Origin of the sequence: Cytobacillus sp. BC1816 (genome assembly GCF_051353635.1) — a bacterium.
GTDB classification, from domain to species: domain Bacteria; phylum Bacillota; class Bacilli; order Bacillales; family Cytobacillaceae; genus Cytobacillus; species Cytobacillus oceanisediminis_C.
On record NZ_CP195611.1, the window covers coordinates 186,843 to 205,250 of the forward strand.

At 41.0% G+C, this 18,408-nt stretch carries 18 protein-coding genes; 14 read left to right on the plus strand and 4 right to left on the minus strand.

What is annotated here, in order from left to right:
* Nucleotides 1–198 precede the first annotated feature (198 nt).
* From ACR42H_RS01060 to ACR42H_RS01085, 6 genes are all read left to right on the plus strand, one after another.
* Nucleotides 199–1,152: an ABC transporter permease gene (locus ACR42H_RS01060; protein ID WP_009336388.1), complete on the plus strand. Its 954-nt coding sequence runs from the start codon at nt 199–201 to the stop codon at nt 1,150–1,152.
* Complete coding sequence (locus ACR42H_RS01065) at nt 1,142–2,095, plus strand: iron chelate uptake ABC transporter family permease subunit (protein ID WP_436374478.1); 954 nt, start codon at nt 1,142–1,144, stop codon at nt 2,093–2,095. Before ACR42H_RS01060 ends, ACR42H_RS01065 begins: the two co-directional genes overlap by 11 nt.
* The gene (locus ACR42H_RS01070) at nt 2,092–2,859 is read left to right on the plus strand and encodes an iron ABC transporter ATP-binding protein (protein WP_113885079.1); all 768 of its coding nucleotides are present in this window, start codon (nt 2,092–2,094) and stop codon (nt 2,857–2,859) included. Before ACR42H_RS01065 ends, ACR42H_RS01070 begins: the two co-directional genes overlap by 4 nt.
* Nucleotides 2,860–3,069: 210 nt before the next feature.
* Nucleotides 3,070–4,095 carry a siderophore ABC transporter substrate-binding protein gene (locus ACR42H_RS01075; protein WP_436376796.1) on the plus strand — a complete coding sequence of 342 codons (1,026 nt, stop codon included), beginning with the start codon at nt 3,070–3,072 and terminating at the stop codon, nt 4,093–4,095.
* A 78-nt stretch (nt 4,096–4,173) separates the two neighbouring features.
* Nucleotides 4,174–4,560 carry a hypothetical protein gene (locus tag ACR42H_RS01080; protein WP_436374481.1) on the plus strand — a complete coding sequence of 129 codons (387 nt, stop codon included), beginning with the start codon at nt 4,174–4,176 and terminating at the stop codon, nt 4,558–4,560.
* Nucleotides 4,547–5,185 (plus strand): O-methyltransferase, encoded by a 639-nt coding sequence (locus tag ACR42H_RS01085; RefSeq protein WP_436374483.1) that lies wholly within the window; start codon nt 4,547–4,549, stop codon nt 5,183–5,185. The genes ACR42H_RS01080 and ACR42H_RS01085 overlap by 14 nt, the downstream gene beginning before the upstream one ends.
* Before the next feature lie 77 nt (nt 5,186–5,262).
* Here the strand turns inward: ACR42H_RS01085 and ACR42H_RS01090 are convergent, their stop codons facing one another.
* Nucleotides 5,263–6,099, minus strand: a complete 837-nt coding sequence (locus tag ACR42H_RS01090) for a TetR/AcrR family transcriptional regulator (protein WP_436374485.1) — start codon at nt 6,097–6,099, stop codon at nt 5,263–5,265.
* A gap of 94 nt (nt 6,100–6,193) precedes the next feature.
* Between ACR42H_RS01090 and ACR42H_RS01095 the strand changes: the two genes are divergently transcribed.
* Nucleotides 6,194–9,277, plus strand: coding sequence for an efflux RND transporter permease subunit (locus ACR42H_RS01095; RefSeq protein ID WP_436376798.1), 3,084 nt, complete (start codon nt 6,194–6,196; stop codon nt 9,275–9,277).
* A gap of 218 nt (nt 9,278–9,495) precedes the next feature.
* Here the strand turns inward: ACR42H_RS01095 and ACR42H_RS01100 are convergent, their stop codons facing one another.
* Nucleotides 9,496–10,719 carry an MFS transporter gene (locus ACR42H_RS01100; protein ID WP_436374487.1) on the minus strand — a complete coding sequence of 408 codons (1,224 nt, stop codon included), beginning with the start codon at nt 10,717–10,719 and terminating at the stop codon, nt 9,496–9,498.
* 195 nt (nt 10,720–10,914) lie between these two features.
* Between ACR42H_RS01100 and ACR42H_RS01105 the strand changes: the two genes are divergently transcribed.
* Both ACR42H_RS01105 and ACR42H_RS01110 read left to right on the plus strand, forming a co-directional pair.
* The gene (locus ACR42H_RS01105) at nt 10,915–11,478 is read left to right on the plus strand and encodes a hypothetical protein (protein WP_436374489.1); all 564 of its coding nucleotides are present in this window, start codon (nt 10,915–10,917) and stop codon (nt 11,476–11,478) included.
* 292 nt (nt 11,479–11,770) lie between these two features.
* A complete protein-coding gene (locus tag ACR42H_RS01110) occupies nt 11,771–11,905 on the plus strand; it encodes a BA3454 family stress response protein (RefSeq protein WP_113885071.1) in 135 nt (44 codons plus the stop codon).
* A gap of 49 nt (nt 11,906–11,954) precedes the next feature.
* Here ACR42H_RS01110 and ACR42H_RS01115 read toward each other — a convergent pair whose 3' ends face one another.
* Together ACR42H_RS01115 and ACR42H_RS01120 are read right to left on the minus strand one after the other, a co-directional pair.
* On the minus strand, nt 11,955–12,644 hold the full coding sequence (locus ACR42H_RS01115) for a hypothetical protein (protein ID WP_436374491.1): 690 nt from the start codon (nt 12,642–12,644) through the stop codon (nt 11,955–11,957).
* Between the two features lie 199 nt (nt 12,645–12,843).
* Nucleotides 12,844–13,617, minus strand: coding sequence for a general stress protein (locus ACR42H_RS01120; protein WP_436374493.1), 774 nt, complete (start codon nt 13,615–13,617; stop codon nt 12,844–12,846).
* Between the two features lie 180 nt (nt 13,618–13,797).
* On the opposite strand from ACR42H_RS01120, the gene ACR42H_RS01125 reads away from it, so the two are divergent.
* From ACR42H_RS01125 to ACR42H_RS01145, 5 genes are all read left to right on the plus strand, one after another.
* Nucleotides 13,798–15,000 carry an alanyl-tRNA editing protein gene (locus ACR42H_RS01125; protein ID WP_436374495.1) on the plus strand — a complete coding sequence of 401 codons (1,203 nt, stop codon included), beginning with the start codon at nt 13,798–13,800 and terminating at the stop codon, nt 14,998–15,000.
* A gap of 180 nt (nt 15,001–15,180) precedes the next feature.
* Nucleotides 15,181–15,498, plus strand: a complete 318-nt coding sequence (locus tag ACR42H_RS01130) for a DUF3870 domain-containing protein (RefSeq protein ID WP_035331889.1) — start codon at nt 15,181–15,183, stop codon at nt 15,496–15,498.
* 181 nt (nt 15,499–15,679) lie between these two features.
* Entirely contained in the window at nt 15,680–16,504 is an 825-nt protein-coding gene (locus tag ACR42H_RS01135; protein WP_436374497.1) for a M55 family metallopeptidase, read from the plus strand.
* Nucleotides 16,505–16,517: 13 nt separating this feature from the next.
* Complete coding sequence (locus tag ACR42H_RS01140; protein WP_113885066.1) at nt 16,518–17,450, plus strand: ABC transporter permease; 933 nt, start codon at nt 16,518–16,520, stop codon at nt 17,448–17,450.
* Nucleotides 17,450–18,406 (plus strand): ABC transporter permease, encoded by a 957-nt coding sequence (locus ACR42H_RS01145; protein ID WP_217035946.1) that lies wholly within the window; start codon nt 17,450–17,452, stop codon nt 18,404–18,406. The genes ACR42H_RS01140 and ACR42H_RS01145 overlap by 1 nt, the downstream gene beginning before the upstream one ends.
* Nucleotides 18,407–18,408: the final 2 nt, after the last annotated feature.

Here is an 18,408-nt window from a genome sequence, read left to right on the forward strand (position 1 = left end):
TATTGTGTTGGCAAGTTGATAATCATTTTCAATAAACAAAAAAGTTATACATATCAAGGTTCTTTTTTTTTGCTATTAGATGATAATGATTATCATTGTTTTTAAAAATAGTTTTATAGATTTAGTACTATTCCTTAGCTTGGAATAAAGATCTTTTCAATTGTTGAAATGATAATAAACATGTTATGAGGGTTATTAATGAGATTATGGATGTTAGGAATTGCAGCCATCGTTCTGTCTTTTATCTCGCTATTTATCGGAGCAATAGATATAACGCCTAAGGATCTGCTTAATTGGGAATCAGATGAAACACATATTTTCCTTATTAGCCGCATCCCACGGTTATTGGCGATAATATTAGCGGGGGCAGGGATGAGTATTGCCGGTTTAATTATGCAGTCTTTAAGCCGAAATAAATTTGTATCACCAACAACTGCTGGAACTTTGGATGCGGCAAAACTGGGTATTTTAATTTCCATGCTGTTTTTTACGAATGTAACCTATACACAGCAAGTTATTTTTAGTTTTGCCTTTGCTTTAGCAGGTACATTTCTCTTTATGCAGATTTTAGATCGTATAAAATTTAAAGATGTTATTTTTGTTCCATTAATCGGAATTATGTATGGGAATATACTATCTTCCATTACAACGTTCTTTGGATATGAAGCGGATCTGCTGCAAAATATATCTTCCTGGCTTATGGGAAGTTTCACTTTGATTATTGCTGGCCGTTATGAACTCTTATATGTTAGTATTCCAGCTATTATTCTAGCGTATCTTTATGCGAATAAATTTACAGTTGCAGGAATGGGTGAAGATTTTGCGAGAAATCTTGGTTTAAGTTATAAACTAGTACTAAATATTGGTCTGGTCCTTGTTGCGGTTATATCGACAACGGTTGTCCTTACTGTCGGGGTTATTCCATTTCTAGGACTAATAGTTCCCAATATTGTCTCCTTATATTTAGGTGACAACCTGCGCAAAACAATTCCGCATACAGCGGTGTTAGGAATTGTCTTCTTATTAATATGTGACATTCTAGGGCGTATCATCATTCATCCTTATGAAATTCCAGTTAATGTAACAGTGGCAGTGATAGGCAGTGCAATCTTCTTAACGATGCTGCTTAGGGGGAGAGCATATGCGAAATAGTACAAAACTGATGATTCTAGCAGCTATTGCCCTTGTGTTTATTTTGTTATATGGCTTTTATGATATTAAAGGCGGCTTTGATTATGCCTTTCCTAAGCGTATGCTCCGAGTTACAGCAATGATTATTACAGGAATCGCAATTGCTTATTCTACAGTTGTGTTCCAGACAATTACGCATAACCGTATTTTAACACCTTCTGTTATGGGCCTTGATTCTATGTATCAAGTAGTACAAACATTAATCTACTTCTTTGCAGGGTCGATGTCAGTGTGGGTGTTAAATAAATATTTAAACTTTGGCGCAGCCATTTTTGCCATGGTCGTCTTTGCTTTGATTTTATATCGGTTTTTGTTCAGGGCTGATAAGCATCCCATTTATTTTCTTCTATTAATAGGGATGATTATAGGGACACTTCTGGGAAGCTTTGTCACATTCCTGCAAGTATTGATAGATCCAGTCGAATATTTAAGTCTTCAAAGCCGGTTGTTTGCGACCTTTACAAACGTAAAAGCTGAGTTATTATTTATTTCAATTGGCATCCTATTTCTTGCTTTTCTCTATGGCTACCTCATTATGGATAAACTGGATGTTATGTCACTTGGCCGCGAAAATGCGATAAATCTTGGCATTAATTATGACGGCATGGTAATGAGAATTTTAATTTTATCGTCTGTTTTAATTGCTACATCTACAGCGCTTGTCGGCCCAATTACATTTTTTGGATTAATTGTTGCCAATCTCTCCTATCAGTATCTGGTGACGTATAAACACTCCATCCACATATTAGGGGCGAGCTTGATCAGTATTATTGCATTGGTCGGCGGTAATTTCCTTGTGGAGCATATTTTTGAGTTGCGTACAACATTAAGTGTCATTATTAACTTTATCGGTGGTATTTACTTTATTTATCTATTACTTAAGGAAAGTAGGGCAGCAGGATGATTGAAATCAAAGGATTAACAAAACAATTTGGTAAAAAGCCTGTTGTAGAGGATGTTACAGTCACAATCGAGCCGGGGACCATCACCTCTTTTATTGGACCGAATGGTGCTGGTAAATCAACACTTCTTTCTATGGTAAGCCGTTTATTAGAAGCAGATACAGGTGAGGTATTACTCGATCAGAATAATGTGAAAAAGTGGAAGTCTTCGGATTTTGCAAAGAGAGTATCTATTTTGAAACAAGCCAATTACCTTAATGTGAGGTTAACAGTGCGTGAGCTTGTTTCATTTGGGCGCTATCCCTATTCAAGAGGACGTTTAGCGGCTGAAGACGAAAAGTTTGTTGATCAAGCCATTGAATATATGAATTTAGCTGATATGGAAGACAAATATTTAGATGAATTATCAGGTGGTCAAAAGCAACGGGCATTTATTGCAATGGTCATTGCTCAGGATACGGATTATATCCTGCTGGATGAGCCTTTAAATAACCTGGATATGAAGCATTCAGTTCAAATTATGAAAATTTTGCGCAAGCTTGTTGATGAACTTGGAAAGACAGTTGTCATTGTTTTGCATGACATAAATTTTGCATCTGTTTATTCTGATCGTATCGTAGCGTTGAAAAATGGCCGGCTGATGAGAAATGGGCCGACCCATGAAATCATAAATTCTGAAGTGCTTCGTGAAATTTATGATATGGATATTCCCATTCAAGAACAGAATGGCTGCAGAATTTGTGTCTATTTTAATTCACATACGTAAACTTTGAAGTAATAAATATACCTGGAGAAATCTATTGTATTTCTTCAGGGATTAGCTTTTTTTTGTGTCAGATTCCTGAAAAATTGGAAGAAAATTTAAAAAAACATCAAAAAGTTATTGACTAATAAAGATTATTCAATAATAATTATCATCATGATTGATAATGATAATCAATATCAAATAATAAATAAAAAGGGAGAGTTAAGAAAGATGAAAAAACTATTTTATGCATTGTTAACAGCTATGGTATTATTGCTTGCCGCATGTGGTTCTAGCGAAGAAGCTTCAAAAGAAGAATCAGCTGATAAAGCAGCAGAGGAAGAAACAAATGGAACTGGAACAGAAGGAAACGCAGCCTATCCAATGACGGTATCTCCGACAGTTGCCTCAACAGAAGGCAATGAGGGCGGTACAACTAACTTTGAAGATGTGAAATTTGAAAAGATGCCAGAAAAAATTGCTGTATTCGATTATGGTTTCTTAGATACATTAGATGCTCTAGGTGTTGAAGGAATTGTTGGGGTTGCAAAAGATTCTACCCTGCCAGCTCACCTTGAAAAATACGCTTCTGAAGAGTATAAAAGCGTTGGTGGATTAAAGGAACCTTTACTTGAAGATATCGCTGAAATGGATCCGGATGTAATCTTTATCTCTGGGCGTCAGTCAGCATTCTATGAAGAATTAAAAGAAATCGCTCCTGTTGTGTTTGTTGGTACGTCTGAGGCTGACTACTGGAACACATTCCAATCTTCTGTAGATCTAGCGGCGAAAATGTTTGATAAAGAAGCAGAAGCTGAAGAGTACATGGCAAAATATGATTCAGCTTTAGAAGAAATCAAAGCTTTAGCTGGAAACTACGAAACCTCTCTAGTTACAATGTACAATGAAGGTAAATTATCAGGTTTTGCAACAAATTCCCGTTTCGGCTACATTTATGACATTTATGGATTCAAGCCGGTAACAGAAGATATCGAGTCTTCTTCTCACGGTTCTAACTTCGGCTTTGAAGCCATCCTGGAATTTAACCCACAAGTGCTATTTGTAATTGACCGTACAGCAGCTACTGGTGGCGACTCTAATATTGAAGCTGATATGGAAAACGATATCATTAAGAAAACAGATGCCTTTAAAAATGAAAGAATCGTTTACTTAGATGGCCCTCTATGGTACCTAAGTGGAGGCGGTTTACAATCCGAGCTTGCTAAAATTGAGGAAGTTTTAGATGAGTTGAAATAAACTATGTAAGGGACTGTCCAGAATGTCAGTGAGAACTGACCCTCTGGCAGTCCCTTTTCACTGACTTGTTGTATACATTTGTATACAATTCAAAATAATACTTCGTATACATTTGATAGAGTTCGTGGTGAAAACAGACATCAAAATGATGGTCTTGAACGAAGGGATCGCAGTGCAAAAACATTTCGCAGAGGAAGAGCCCTTACCTTTTTAGAGAGAATGAGCCTTAAACGTTCTGCACTAAAGAAACAATTAGAAACGCCAGAGCTGCAATCAATTAATCCGATACTAGTCGGGGAGCTAAAAGCAATTGATATGGTGATCAGTGAATTCGTACAGTTATTTGAGCTTTACGAATTTGAAGAAGGGGAAACAGCTAGCAAAACGGAAGATAAGGAAGATTTAGTGAAAGATTCCAATGAAGAGAAAAAAATAAAAAGGGGCGGGGAAAATGAAACAAATTAACAGATATATCGATTCAGTTTTTTACAGCCAGGATGATATTTTAGAGGCAGTTCTTATTTCCATAAAAGAGAACGGTATGCGATCCATATCAGTATCTCCTTCTACTGGTAAGCTTCTTACGCTGCTAGTATCTATGTCGGGGGCAAAAAGTGTACTTGAGATCGGGGCCCTTGGGGGGTATAGCGGGATTTGCTTAGCCAGGGGATTCGATCGGTCGGGAACATTAACTTCCCTTGAACTTATGGAGAGCTACGCAAAATTAGCAAATACTAATCTGTCTAAAGCTGGTTTTGGCAGTCAAGTATCATATTTAATCGGACCAGCTTTGCAAAGTCTCGACCAGCTTGTTAGCGATAATAGACAATTTGATTTTTTCTTTATCGATGCAGATAAAGAAAATTACGAAAACTATCTGAATTATTGCATCAGACTAGCGGAAAATGGAGCTTTAATTGTTTGTGATAATGTACTGGCTAAAGGCAGTGTAGCAGACGAGAGTGCTGAACCTGAACGTCATACTGAATTCATGAAAAAATTTAATGAAACAGTTGCTAACCATCCTCAATTGGAATCTGTGCTTATTCCTATCGGTGATGGGCTGACTGTTTCAAAAGTAAAAAAATAAAAAAACACTATGCGGTAATAATCCTATATAGCAGGAAAATGGCAGGATGCCTGCTAAAGCATTCTGCCTTTCATGGTCTAAATCTCATAGAAATGGAGTAGCAGATAAGCAATCCATCTGCAATGAGGGTTGTTTCTGATATTTGTAATCAGCCCTTTTACGATAGCAGGATTCAAGCTGCGCTCCTGTACATCCTGCTTTAGCAGGATGAGGGATTCCTTTTCAATCGAGTCTTCTAATTCCTCTATTTTTTGCTCCATAACTTCAATTAGTTGCCCGTGAGTCATCTCTTCATGTCCCGTTTTCCTGAACATCTCGTAAAGCTCATCGGTTATAAACGGGATAGTCGAATGCTTTGCAAGAAGTTCTGTCTTCTCTGCAAGTGATCGGCATAGAAGGTCCAAATCCAAAGGCACATTGAAAAATAAAAATAAATGAGAGTACACATGCATAAAGCCTTTGATGCAATAGATTATATCGTATTTTGTATGCTGGACGGTTTCTCCGTATAACTGATCAAGCATGGATAGAGTAATATCATCGATTAATTGGTCAAAGTGACGCCCTTTTGATATAAGCTCTTCGTTAAATGTATGTGCCTGTTCTTTGATGAAAATCTTGGCAAAGTCTGAATGCTTTTGAAAGGAGTGGAACGTGGTGTAAAAAAACTTTCTTAAAAGCTCTTCGCCCCTGTTATTCGAGTCTTTGACTATATGGTCAATATCTGAAACGAATTGCTCCATAAAATGATCAATCAAGGCCATGATCAATTCATCTTTTGATTTGAATGATAAGTAGAAAGCTCCTTTGGAAATACCGGAGTGCTCTGTGATCTGCTGTACAGAGGTAGCTTCAAACCCTTGCTTTGCAAAGAGTTCTAAAGCGCTTTCCATAATTAATTGCTTTTTGCTCATGTAATGGTGTCACTCCTTTTTGATTGACAAATGACCAACCAGTCATTATTATATGTAATTGAGTCTAACAAGTCAATTAAGGGTAGGTGCACAAGTGAAAGGTTTAGTGAATTTTGTCCTGCAGAATAAACTTGCAGTCTGGCTGTTAACAATTATTATCACGGTATCTGGCATCTATTCAGGTACGCGGATGAATATGGAGACCATTCCGGATGTCTCAATTCCTTACTTAATGGTAATGGACGTATATCCGGGGGCGACTCCTGAAAAAGTGATGGAAGATGTGTCCATCCCAATTGAAAAAGCCGTAGAAGGCCTTGAAAATGTTAAATCAGTTTACTCAAATTCATATTCTAACATGTCAAATATCCAAGTGGAATATGACTATGGTATTGATATGGACGAAGCCAAGCGGGCTCTCCAATCAGCTCTTGATGCAGTGGAGCTGCCGGAAGGAGCACAGGAACCTTCCATCACGGCCATCAGCATGAATATGATGCCGGTTGCTGCACTGAGTGTAAGCAGTAAATCAGAGGATATTGTTGAGTTAACCTCAACTGTAGAAGATATCATACTTCCAAAAATAGAAAAAATTGATGGTGTAGCATCAGCGACCATCACTGGTCAGCATGTGGAAGAGGTGCAGCTCACATACAACGAAGAAAAACTGGCTGAGCTGGAGCTGACGGAAGATAAAGTAAAGGAAATGATTCAGGCAAGCAACATGGCTGTATCATTGGGGCTTTACGAGTTTGAGGAAGGAGAACAGGCTGTCGCAGTAGACGGCAAGTTCATGACCGAGGATGAATTAAAGAACATGCTCATCCCAGTAACACCAACGGCACAAAACCAGTCACCTTTTGTGAAGCTGAGTGACATTGCCGAGATTGATACCGTCGGCAGAGTGCAATCTGTTTCCCGTACAAATGGTAATGACGCCATTGCGATTCAAATTGTGAAAGAACAGCAGGCAAACACCGTTGAAGTGGTCAACAGTGTCAAGGATTTAATCAAGGAAGAAAAAGAAAAGGTCGAGGGTCTAGTTATAGATCTTTCACTTGACCAGGGTAAGCCAATTGAAGAATCTGTTTCAACCATGATTGAAAAAGCTGTGTTTGGCGGGCTGATTGCAGTTTTGATTATTTTACTGTTCCTGCGTGATTTTAAATCCACGATTATTTCAATCGTATCTATTCCAGTTTCGATTTTCATGGCTTTGCTGCTGCTGAACTGGATGAATATTACCTTGAACATTATGACGCTTGGAGCCATTACGGTTGCCATCGGCCGAGTAATTGATGACTCTATCGTTGTGGTTGAAAATATTTACCGCCGCCTGCATTTAAAAGAAGAAAAACTAACAGGGCGGGCACTTATTCGTGAAGCTACCATCGAGATGTTCAAACCAATCCTTTCGTCTACATTAGTAACGGTTGCTGTATTCGCCCCGCTCATTTTTGTAGGAGGCATGGTCGGCGAGCTGTTTATGCCATTCGCTTTGACGATGACGTTTGCGCTTGGTGCTTCACTCCTTGTGGCCATTACAATTGTTCCAGCACTGTCTCACTTCTTGTTTAGAAAGAAGCTGTACAGTGAAAAAACGGAAGGCAGCCATAAAGAAGCTGGAAAGCTATCAAAATGGTATAAAGGCATTCTTGAGAAATCTCTTAATCATAAGATTATTACATCCATCATTGCAGTAGTATTGCTAGCGGGAAGCTTAGCTCTGACACCAATGATTGGATTCAGCTTTATGGGCAGTGAAGAAGAGAAAGTGATGTATCTAACATACACGCCTGAAGCTGGAGAACTTAAAGATGAGACATTAAAGAACGTTGAAGCAGTAGAAGAAGAGATGCTAAAGCGTGATGATATTGACATCGTTCAAATATCTGTAACCGAAGAAGCGGATCAAATGGCTGCCATGATGGGCGGAGGAGCAGGCGGAGCCTTAATGTACCTGATCTTTGAACCTGAAATGGATAATTTCCCTGAAGTCCGTGAAGAAATAGAAGATTATGTGTTTAATATCGGACAATCAGGTGAATGGAAGAGCCAGAACTTCTCTTCGATGTCCGGTTCAACCAATGAAGTCAGCTACACATTCTACAGTGAAGATTTAGATAAACTGAATGACTCTGTCAAAATGGTAGAAGACGTAATGAAGGAAAATGAAGAATTGGAGGATGTTTCTTCAAGTGCAGAAGACGCATTTGTTGAATATACCTTCAATGTTGAACAGGATGAACTGCTGCAGTACGGTCTGACAGCCGGACAAATTGTCATGATGCTGAATCCGTCAGCCACCAAGGATGTTCTGACAACGATTGAAAAAGACGGTGAAACGCTTGAAGTCATTGTCCAGCAGGAGAAAGCGGAACAGCCGAAATCCATTGATGATATCCTGGCAACACAGGTGCCGACAGCGATGGGTACAACTATGCCTCTTTCCGAGCTTGTCACAGTGAAAGAAGGAACAACGCATAATACGCTTGCGCGCAGTAAAGGCGAGTACTACGCAACCGTGTCAGGTACGGTGAAAGGCGATGACATCTCAAAGGCTACTTCTAAAACAGATGAAGCGATTGATGAATTGGATCTGCCTAAGGGTGTAACAGTCGGAGTTGCGGGTGTTCAGGCAGACATGACTGAGACGTTCACACAGCTTGGCGCTGCAATGCTTGCAGCCATCGCGATTGTGTACTTCATTTTGGTCGTTACATTCCGTGAAGGTGTGGCGCCATTTGCGATTCTCTTCTCCCTTCCATTTGCCGTGATTGGTTCTTTCGTTGGCTTATTAATTGCCGGCGAAACGATTTCTGTATCGGTCATGATGGGACTATTAATGCTAATTGGTATTGTCGTAACCAATGCCATCGTTCTGGTGGACCGGATCATCCATATGGAACGTGACGGTCTGGTCATGAGGGAAGCGGTGCTGGAAGCAGGGGCAACCCGACTTCGCCCAATCCTGATGACAGCCATTGCGACAATTGGTGCATTAATTCCATTGGCCATCGGCTCTGGCGGCGGAGGGCTTATCTCCAAAGGCCTTGCGATTACCGTTATCGGCGGTCTGACAAGTTCGACGCTATTGACCCTTATCATTGTGCCAATTGTGTACGAAGTATTATCTAAAATGTTTAAGAAAAATCGCAGAGAAATCGAAGAAAACTAAAAAAAAGCCCTGCAGGTTTTAAAAACTTGCAGGGCTTTTTTCGCTTTTCAAGCTATTCTTTTTCTGGGATTCTAGTCGGAATTACGTTATTCATAAAATTTGCGGTATTTTAAGAGCCTGTGTGAGGATATAAGTCAGATTCTTATTATATCGGTCACTTCGCGTCACATCAGCTTTCCAGACAGATCATAATGAAAACAATACTCAGACTCTGAAAACTAAATTCCCCTAATCAACTCCCTCTTTTCTTTTACAAGATCCACTCTTGAAAACAGAAGTGCATACATAATAGTAAAAATAAGATACGATAAGCCAATAATCAGGCTAAGAGTCCTCGGATCAAAAATCTCCAGAAGGAATCCTGCTGCACCCATGGAGATAGCCAGGGAAAGGTTTGAAACCATCTGCATTAAACCAAAAAAGGTTCCCTGTTTGGATCGGGGTATGAATTTCATCATGACCGTGTCCAGGCAGATGTTGCCAAGGCCGCCCGCAAAGGTGATCAGCACAACGGTGAAAAGTGCTGTATAAAAGCTTGGTGCGAGGCTTAATATAATATGGCCAGTGCCTTCTAAAGCGATAAAGATGATCGCGAGTATCAGGAGGCCCTTCTTGATCATATGAGAAAAGAATGAGCTAAGAATGAGCCCAACCCCCAGTGCGCCATACATAAATCCAACGCCTAATTCTCCCATATCAAAAACTTCCAGACCATAAATGCTTACAAGAATATTGTCAATTCCATTGGCGAGCGGCATGGTCAGCATCATGATAAAAAAGGCAATCAGTGCAGAAGAGCCAAGTATAAGCCTCGCTGGCGAAACCGCAGCAGAAGTTTTCGTTTTTTTTCTATTTTCCTCTGAGACAGCCGGGAAAACCATCCTGGAGATTAGATATGTTGACAACAGGAAGGTAAGGCCGTTAATCATGAAAGCAGCATTGTTTCCTAGAAAGTAGGCGAGGATTCCTCCGGTGCTTGATCCAATAATGAGGACGGCCCCGATCATGACTTGTTCAATCGCATTAACATATATGAGCCTATCTGATTTTACAAGGGCAGGTATCGCAGACATCCTGGCCGGTGAGTAGATGGCTTCTCCCGCTGCGATTAGGAATGCACTTGCATAAACAATCCATAAATCCCCTGCTTCCCTTACGAAAAGCAGCCCCAGGACAGCAGGCACTCTCAACAGGTCTACTGCCACCAGAATGGCCTTTTTGGAAAAACGGTCTGCCAGCATTCCGCCTATTGGAGCAATGAAGAAAAAAGGTGCCATGCGAATGGCAAATAATAGCCCAATCGCTACTCCGGAACCTGTTACATGGTATAACAGTGCAAGCAGCGCAACCTGTGTAAACCGATTTCCGATTCCATTAATGACACCAGCCCAAAAGAGCTTTTGATAATTTGCTTCCTGTTTCCATACAGTCCAATTTGTCATTATTTCCGCACCTCTGCGAATGTTAATTCGATATGTATCTAATTTGATGGATGATGGAAATAATTGATTAGATAAATATCTAATTAGATTATATTCGAATTAGTTTGTTTTCACAATCAAAAATTTTACATTAATTTGTAGAGATGAAACTTTATCATTGGGATAATCGTAGAGAATATTAAGGAGGCGGGTATAATGAGATTAATTTTCGAGGTTCTATTTCTATTAATCGTTATCTATTACAGCTATCATTACATTATTTTAATAGCGCAAATGAAGAAACCTGCCCTGATTCCTTTTGACAGGACTGATCTGAAAACAGTAAGGAAATTCCCTCAGAAATCTGCGGATGCCCCTGTTATCTCAAAAAACAAGCTGGGACTAACGATGTATGCTGTCATGCTGGCTTTTCTAATCGCTATGTTTATATTCGGAAAATATAACATGAAATTCAGCTGGACGTATCTCTATCTTCTGTTTATCCCTTTAATCAATGCCAAGGATCTGCTGAATGTATTTGCTGTCTATGATGACGGCTTTATAAGCGGAAGCAAGTTTGTTCCATGGAAAAGGCTGAAATCCTTCCATTTCAAAAAAATCGATCTGAATCATAAATACTATGGATATTCTCAAGAAGTAAATGAAGGCTACGAACTTATCCTTAAAACAAAAATGGGCAGCCATAGCCTTGTTGTAACGGAAGAGGAAATGAAAGAAAGGCTGGCCAGTATTTTTGAAGAGCATGTGAAAAATGACTAGGAGTTGAGTGGAGCGGAAGGTGCTAATCCAGCAAAAAATGCTATCGCATTTTCTTCGTCCGGTGTTTTCTTGAGGAAGCTTATTCAACGTCCTGTGGGAGGAGTGGAGCAGGTGAGATCCCACATAAGCAGTGTTGAGCAGGCTCAGCGCCCTGCCCCGCTGAAGGCGAGTGCTTCGTGCTGAAATCAAACGTGCAATATTTGAAGGATGAATAAAGTACTTACATAAAAAGTTTTAAATCGTCCTTTTGTTGGTATTTATATAATAAAACATCAGGAAAGGATCAAGAGAGATGAAAGAAATTACAGTAACTGTTGACTATGAAGGTTTAAAATATCAAACGAATATCATTACAAATAAAGAAGCTGGCGACGAGGAAATTTTAAAGCAGGCAGAAGACCAGATTAGAAAACAGTTAAATAATTAAGCATAAAAAATACCCCCTTAATCAGAAGATAAGGGGGTTAATTGTGGAGTCAATGCAGTTTTTGATTTAGTTTTTGCTGCAGCATTTCAATTTTATTCGGCAGTACAAATAAATACTCTATTAAACTCTCTAAGAGCTCCATCAGCAAAGAGGCCATTTCCTGATCAATATCTTTTTCAAGATCAAGCATCTGGTAAAAGGCGCTGCCTGGCTGTGCCAGCTGGCTTAAAGATTGCAGAGGCCTTGCTAAGTCAACATGCTCCGGCAGCTGTTCAAACTGCTTGGAAAGGTTTTGCCCTTTGACCTCTTCACCGAGAAAGTTTTTTAGTATGCTTTCAAGTACCCGTTTGGACATCACGGCAGTAGCCACTGTATCTTTTGAATAGCTTACATTTAATGCCGATCGGTATGCTCTTGTCAGGTCTCCCGGCACTTCCTTTATTTTCTCAAGCTGAGTCAGGAGCTCTTTCGCTGAATTGGGATCATAGATATAGAGAATAGTCCCGTCGCTGGATTGTTCAGCTTGATTAAGGATCATGATAAAAACCGATTCCTTTTTGCAGGCAGAACAATTTCCATGGGAAAGTATGCTGGACTTGCTTGTATGATTATAATTTGCCTTTATCGTAAAAAGACTTGGTTTACTGCATTTAGGGCACTCGCATTGGACACTTGATGGTATCTTTTTGTAACCAAATTGACTATGAGAAATAATTTGTGCTGGTAACACTCTTCTCATTATCATTTCCCCCCGCTAGATTTCTGTTTTTCCATTCCATTACATTTAAGTATAACTTTGAAAATTATGCGGACAAGCCTGAAAAATCTGGAATTTTTTCAATGCGAATCCCGTATTGAAATGTGAGAGCTGCTGCCATTATCTGTGTATAAATGCAAAAAAGGAGCTCGTCCCATTCTTGGGAAAAGCTCCTTTTTCTTTATCCTTTATAAGGGTTATTGCGGTTCTCCCTTACGTTATTAAAATCATAAGCATCTCTGTAGCGGGTATCCACATCATCGTTGTAGGCCGAAACAGTACGGTCTGTATAGTCATCTGTTTTCGTGTCGTCAAGCTTTTCGCTTAGCGGACGGTTTGAGTCCAGATTTTCATCTGTCCAAACACTGCTGCTGTTTCTGGTGTTATCCTTAAAAGCATTCGTTCCGCGGTCAAGCTCCCCTGGATTTAAAGGATCAGCGTTTGTATAGGTTGTCCGGTCTCCTTCCAGAACAGAACGATTTGTATCTGAATAGCCGTCGGTAAAATCGGCGGACTTAGTCTCAGGGTCGACTAACACAAGAATTTTTCCTGATTTGACGTCAGCTTCATAACGGTGTGCTTCCTCTTCAGGAATGCCCATGCCGATAAGTGCTCCTGCAATACCGCCGGCACCTGCGCCAACAGCAGCTCCTGTTAATGTAGCTGCGATTGGTCCGGCTGCCACAATCGGTCCGATTCCGGGAATGGCCAATGCGCCTACACCGGCCAGAAGACCTGTTAATCCTCCCAGAATTCCGCCTGTTGCCGCTCCGGCAGCTAATCCTTCTTCAGTTTTTGTGCCTGTTTCCTCTGTAACGGCATCCACATCATCTTTATTTTTGCTGATTACAGAAATATCTTCAGGGCGGTATCCCTCCGCTCTTAACTTTTCAACCGCTTGAATAGCATCCTGCTCTGTATCATATGCACCTACAATATGCTTGTTTGTTGCCATGTTCATCATCCTCCTTATAATTTATTGCTTATCTATTGGTGTACATACCTTTTTCATCACATCCATAAACCGGGTGGATAAAATTACTAATAATTCCCCCTTGACTAATAAGTGGCTTGACCTGTAACTGCATAATCGGTACTTTAAAAATAGAATAGTCACAAGGAAGGTTGGTTCGCTTTGATTAAACTTTATTATGAAGACCCATATATCCAAACATTTGAAACGGAACTTTTATATCAGGCAGCAGATGACAAGGAAAAGATATATGCCGTCCTGAAAGAAACAGCCTTTTATCCAACTGGCGGAGGACAGCCTCATGATGAGGGAACACTCAATGGCGTAAAAGTGGTGGATGTTGAAGAAGCTGAAGGAGAAATCCGTCATTATTTAGAAAGGGAATTGGACCCGTCCATTTCCAGTGTATCAGGAGAAATCGATTGGAACAGACGGTTTGATCATATGCAGCAGCATGCAGGACAGCATATTTTATCGGCTGCCTTTGAAGAGCTTTACGGCTATAAAACGGTAAGCTTTCATTTAGGCAAAGAAACATTAACCATTGACCTGGAAATTAGTGAATTGCCGGTTCGGCATGCGGAAGAAGCGGAGAGATTGGCTAATCGCATCATTCTTGAGAACCGGCCGATAGAAGCCAGGTGGGTGAGTGCGGAAGAAGCTTCCCAATTTCCGCTCCGCAAGCAGCTGTCTGTAAGGGAAGACATTCGGCTTGTGATGATCCCGGAATTTGATTATAACGGCTGCGGCGGAACCCACCCATCTTCAACCGGCCAGGTCACCGGCATTAAAGTATTAGACTGGGAACGCCAAAATAAGAAAATCCGTGTGCAGTTTGTCTGCGGGAGCCGGATCCTTGCTCAGCTTCAGAGCAAACATGAAATCACAAAAAATCTTAGTCAGCTTCTTAATGCACCAGAACAGGACTTGACTTCAGCAGCCAGCCGTTTGATAGAAAACGGAAAGAACCTGGAGAAACAACTGGAAGCAGAAAAGGAAGCACTGTTAGCTTATGAAGCAAAAGAAATATTCGCAGCAGGAAACGGAGAGTGTACCAGCAAGGTCTTTGAGGGACGCTCCATCCAGGAGCTCCAGAAACTGGCCCGCCTAATCGCCTCCCAATCTGAAAATGCTGTTGTTATCCTAATCAATGAAACCACCGATAAACTCCAATTTGTTTGCGCCAGAGGAGCAGATTCCGGGTCTGATATGAAGAGCCTTGCTACAGAGCTTTTGCAGAAGATTAACGGCAAAGGCGGGGGGAATCCTCTATTTGCACAGGGTGGGGGAGACAAGCTTATGAGCGGGGAGGACCTCCTTCAGCATGCACTGAGACTTGCAGGGCAAATCAGCTCAGAAAACTGATTAGGTAATAATGAAAAGGAACAGCCATAATTGATAAAATATTTAGAAAAGTGTTGAAAAGTGATTGTAATACAGCTTCTGTTGTATTACAATTTTGGTACGGGCCATGCATTATAATGAATGTTTATGATAACCTCATAAACGCCTCATATAATATCCGGTTCTACAGGAGGCTAGTTCATGTACAGACAAAATACCGTCTATATCATCGGAGACAGCAAAACATCATTGAACAATCCGATTATGCAAAAATACAATGGCTTTTTTATCGGTCTTGTAATTGACAGGGAAACAGATGAAATTGTAGATGCAGAATGCTCATCTACCATTAACTTAACCTCACTATTTATTAAATCTATATTTGTCGGCAAATCTATATTGGAAGCAGACAAGGTAATGGAAGAAATCGAAAGCCGCTACTTCGGCTCCTCGCAAAAGGCACTAATGGTTGCCTTTAAAAATGCCCATATAAAATATACACAAATTATGAATAAGTAGAGCTGCTTTTTCTGTTTTCCGCAGATGAAATCCAGCTATCAGAGAAAAGCATTATTTTCTCCGATAGCTGGATTTTTTTCATTCTGCCTGTATAAGAGGAAGATTACAGATGAATTTTACAGAAAATAGCAAATAATCTATAATATTAAACTATAACAATATAATATTTGGGGGATTATTAATGAAGCTTTATCTATCTGTTGATATGGAAGGAATAACGGGTCTGGCTGATCACACTCATGTAGACTCTTCGAAGCACAATTATGAACGCAGCAGGGTGATCATGACTGATGAAGCAAATCATGTGGTAACAGCTGCCTTTGATGAGGGCTGCAGCGAGGTTATTGTAAATGACAGCCACTCGAAAATGAATAACCTGCTGATTGAAAGGATGCATCCTGAAACACAGCTGATTACTGGCGATGTGAAGCCATACTCAATGGTTCAGGGGCTTGATTCAACCTTTAGCGGTGCCATGTTTGTTGGTTATCATGCACGTGCTTCCATGAAAGGAGTGATGTCCCACTCCATGATATTCGGTGTAAGGCATATGTACATCAATGACCATGCCATTGGGGAAATGGGCTTTAATGCTTATGTGGCAGGTTATCATGGCGTACCGGTTCTCATGGTGGGCGGAGATGACCAGGCGGCTCTGGAAGCAGAAAAATTAATCCCGAATGTCACCACTGCAGTTGTAAAGGAAACGATTTCCCGCTCAAGCGTGAAGTCACTGACACCTGCAAAAGCCGGACAGCTTTTAAGAGAAAAAGCAGCAGAGGCTCTGAGCAGGAAGGAACTTGTAGAACCGCTTGTTCCGCCGGAAAACCCTGTATTGAAAATTGAATTTGCCAACTTTGGTCAGGCTGAGTGGGCTGCTTTAATGCCTGGTGCAGAGATAGTAGAGAATACAACCATTGTCCGCTATCAGGCTAAAGATATTCTTGAAGCATACCAGGCAATGCTGGTGATGACTGAGCTGGCCATGAGAACTACATTCTGTTAGGAAGTGTTAATGAATGACTGGATACATAATAAAACGCCTTATCGCAATGGCCGTCACACTTTGGTTCATTATCACTCTGACTTTTTTCTTAATGCATTCCATACCGGGGTCGCCTTTTAATGAAGAAAGAAATACAAGTGAGGCGGTTCAGCGGAATCTGGAGAAATTCTACCATTTGGATGAACCGCTCTATGTCCAATATGGGATGTACTTGAAGTCCGTTGTGACATTCGACTTTGGGCCATCTATTAAAAAATCTTCCCAGACGGTTAATGAAATGCTCGGCCGGGGTTTTCCGGTGTCTTTCGAACTGGGAATCGTCACATTGATCGTGGCGGTTTTTTCGGGAATTGCCCTCGGAATCATAGCTGCCCTCCGGCACAATGGCTTTATTGATTATTTAGCGATGACCATTGCTGTTCTGGGGATATCGGTGCCAAACTTTGTCCTTGCGACACTGTTAATTCAGCAGCTTGCTGTCAACCTGGCAATCCTGCCGGTGGCTACCTGGTCAAGTCCGAAGCATATGATTCTGCCGACTCTCGCGCTTGCGACCGGGCCCATGGCAATTATCGCCCGTCTGACACGTTCAAGCATGCTGGAGGTGCTGACGCAGGATTACATAAAAACGGCCAAAGCCAAAGGCTTATCACCAGTAAAAATTGTGTTTAAGCATGCACTGAGGAATGCCCTTCTGCCTGTCGTAACTGTATTGGGATCCCTGGCAGCAAGCATTTTGACAGGTACGTTTGTCATTGAAAAAATCTTTGCCATTCCTGGAATGGGAAAGTATTTTGTAGAAAGCATCAATACACGTGATTATCCCGTCATAATGGGGACCACTGTTTTTTACAGTTCAATTTTGATTATTATGCTGTTCCTTGTGGACATTGCTTACGGAATTTTAGACCCGAGAATTAAGCTTCACAAAAAGGAGGCGAGCTAATGGAACTGCGCAAACAGCATGATAACCGCAACCTTGCACCTGATATTCCGGATGACTGGTTTGTGCCTAAGGCCAAGGATCAGGATGCGGCGGAAGCAGTTGTAAGGCCGAGCCTTTCCTATTGGCAGGATGCATGGCGCCGGCTTTTGAAAAATAAGCTGGCAATGGCAGGGTTATTCTTTCTTATTGCTTTAGCCTTTATGTCTATTTTTGGACCGATGATTTCCCCGCATAGTGTATCTGAGCAGTCTCTGACTAATCAGAACCTTCCGCCATCATCGAAATATTGGTTCGGCACTGACGAGCTGGGCAGAGATGTATTCGCCAGAACATGGTATGGGGCAAGAATTTCCTTATTCGTGGGAATTGTTGCTGCCATGATTGATTTTGCAATCGGAGTTATCTATGGCGGGATTGCCGGCTATAAAGGCGGCAGAACAGATAATGCCATGATGAGGGTTGTGGAAATTCTTTATGGACTTCCTTATTTGCTTGTTGTTATTTTAATCAGCGTCGTAATGGGACCTGGTTTGTTCACGATTATATTTGCCCTTTCTGTGACGGGCTGGGTTGGGATGGCCCGGATTGTCCGCGGGCAGGTCCTGCAGATTAAGAACTATGAATTTGTACTGGCATCAAAGACTTTTGGGACAAAAACTTCGAGGATTATTAAGAAAAACCTGCTTCCGAACACGATGGGTCCTATTATTGTACAGATGACACTTACCGTTCCTTCAGCCATCTTTGCAGAGGCATTCCTGAGCTTTCTGGGATTAGGCATTCAGCCTCCTTTTGCCAGCTGGGGATCCATGGCCAATGATGGGCTATCTACAATTCTATCAGGTCACTGGTGGCGCCTGTTCTTCCCTGCCTTTTTCATTTCCCTGACCATGTTTTCGTTTAATGTGCTGGGAGACGGATTGCAGGATGCCCTTGATCCGAAGTTAAGGAGGTAGCA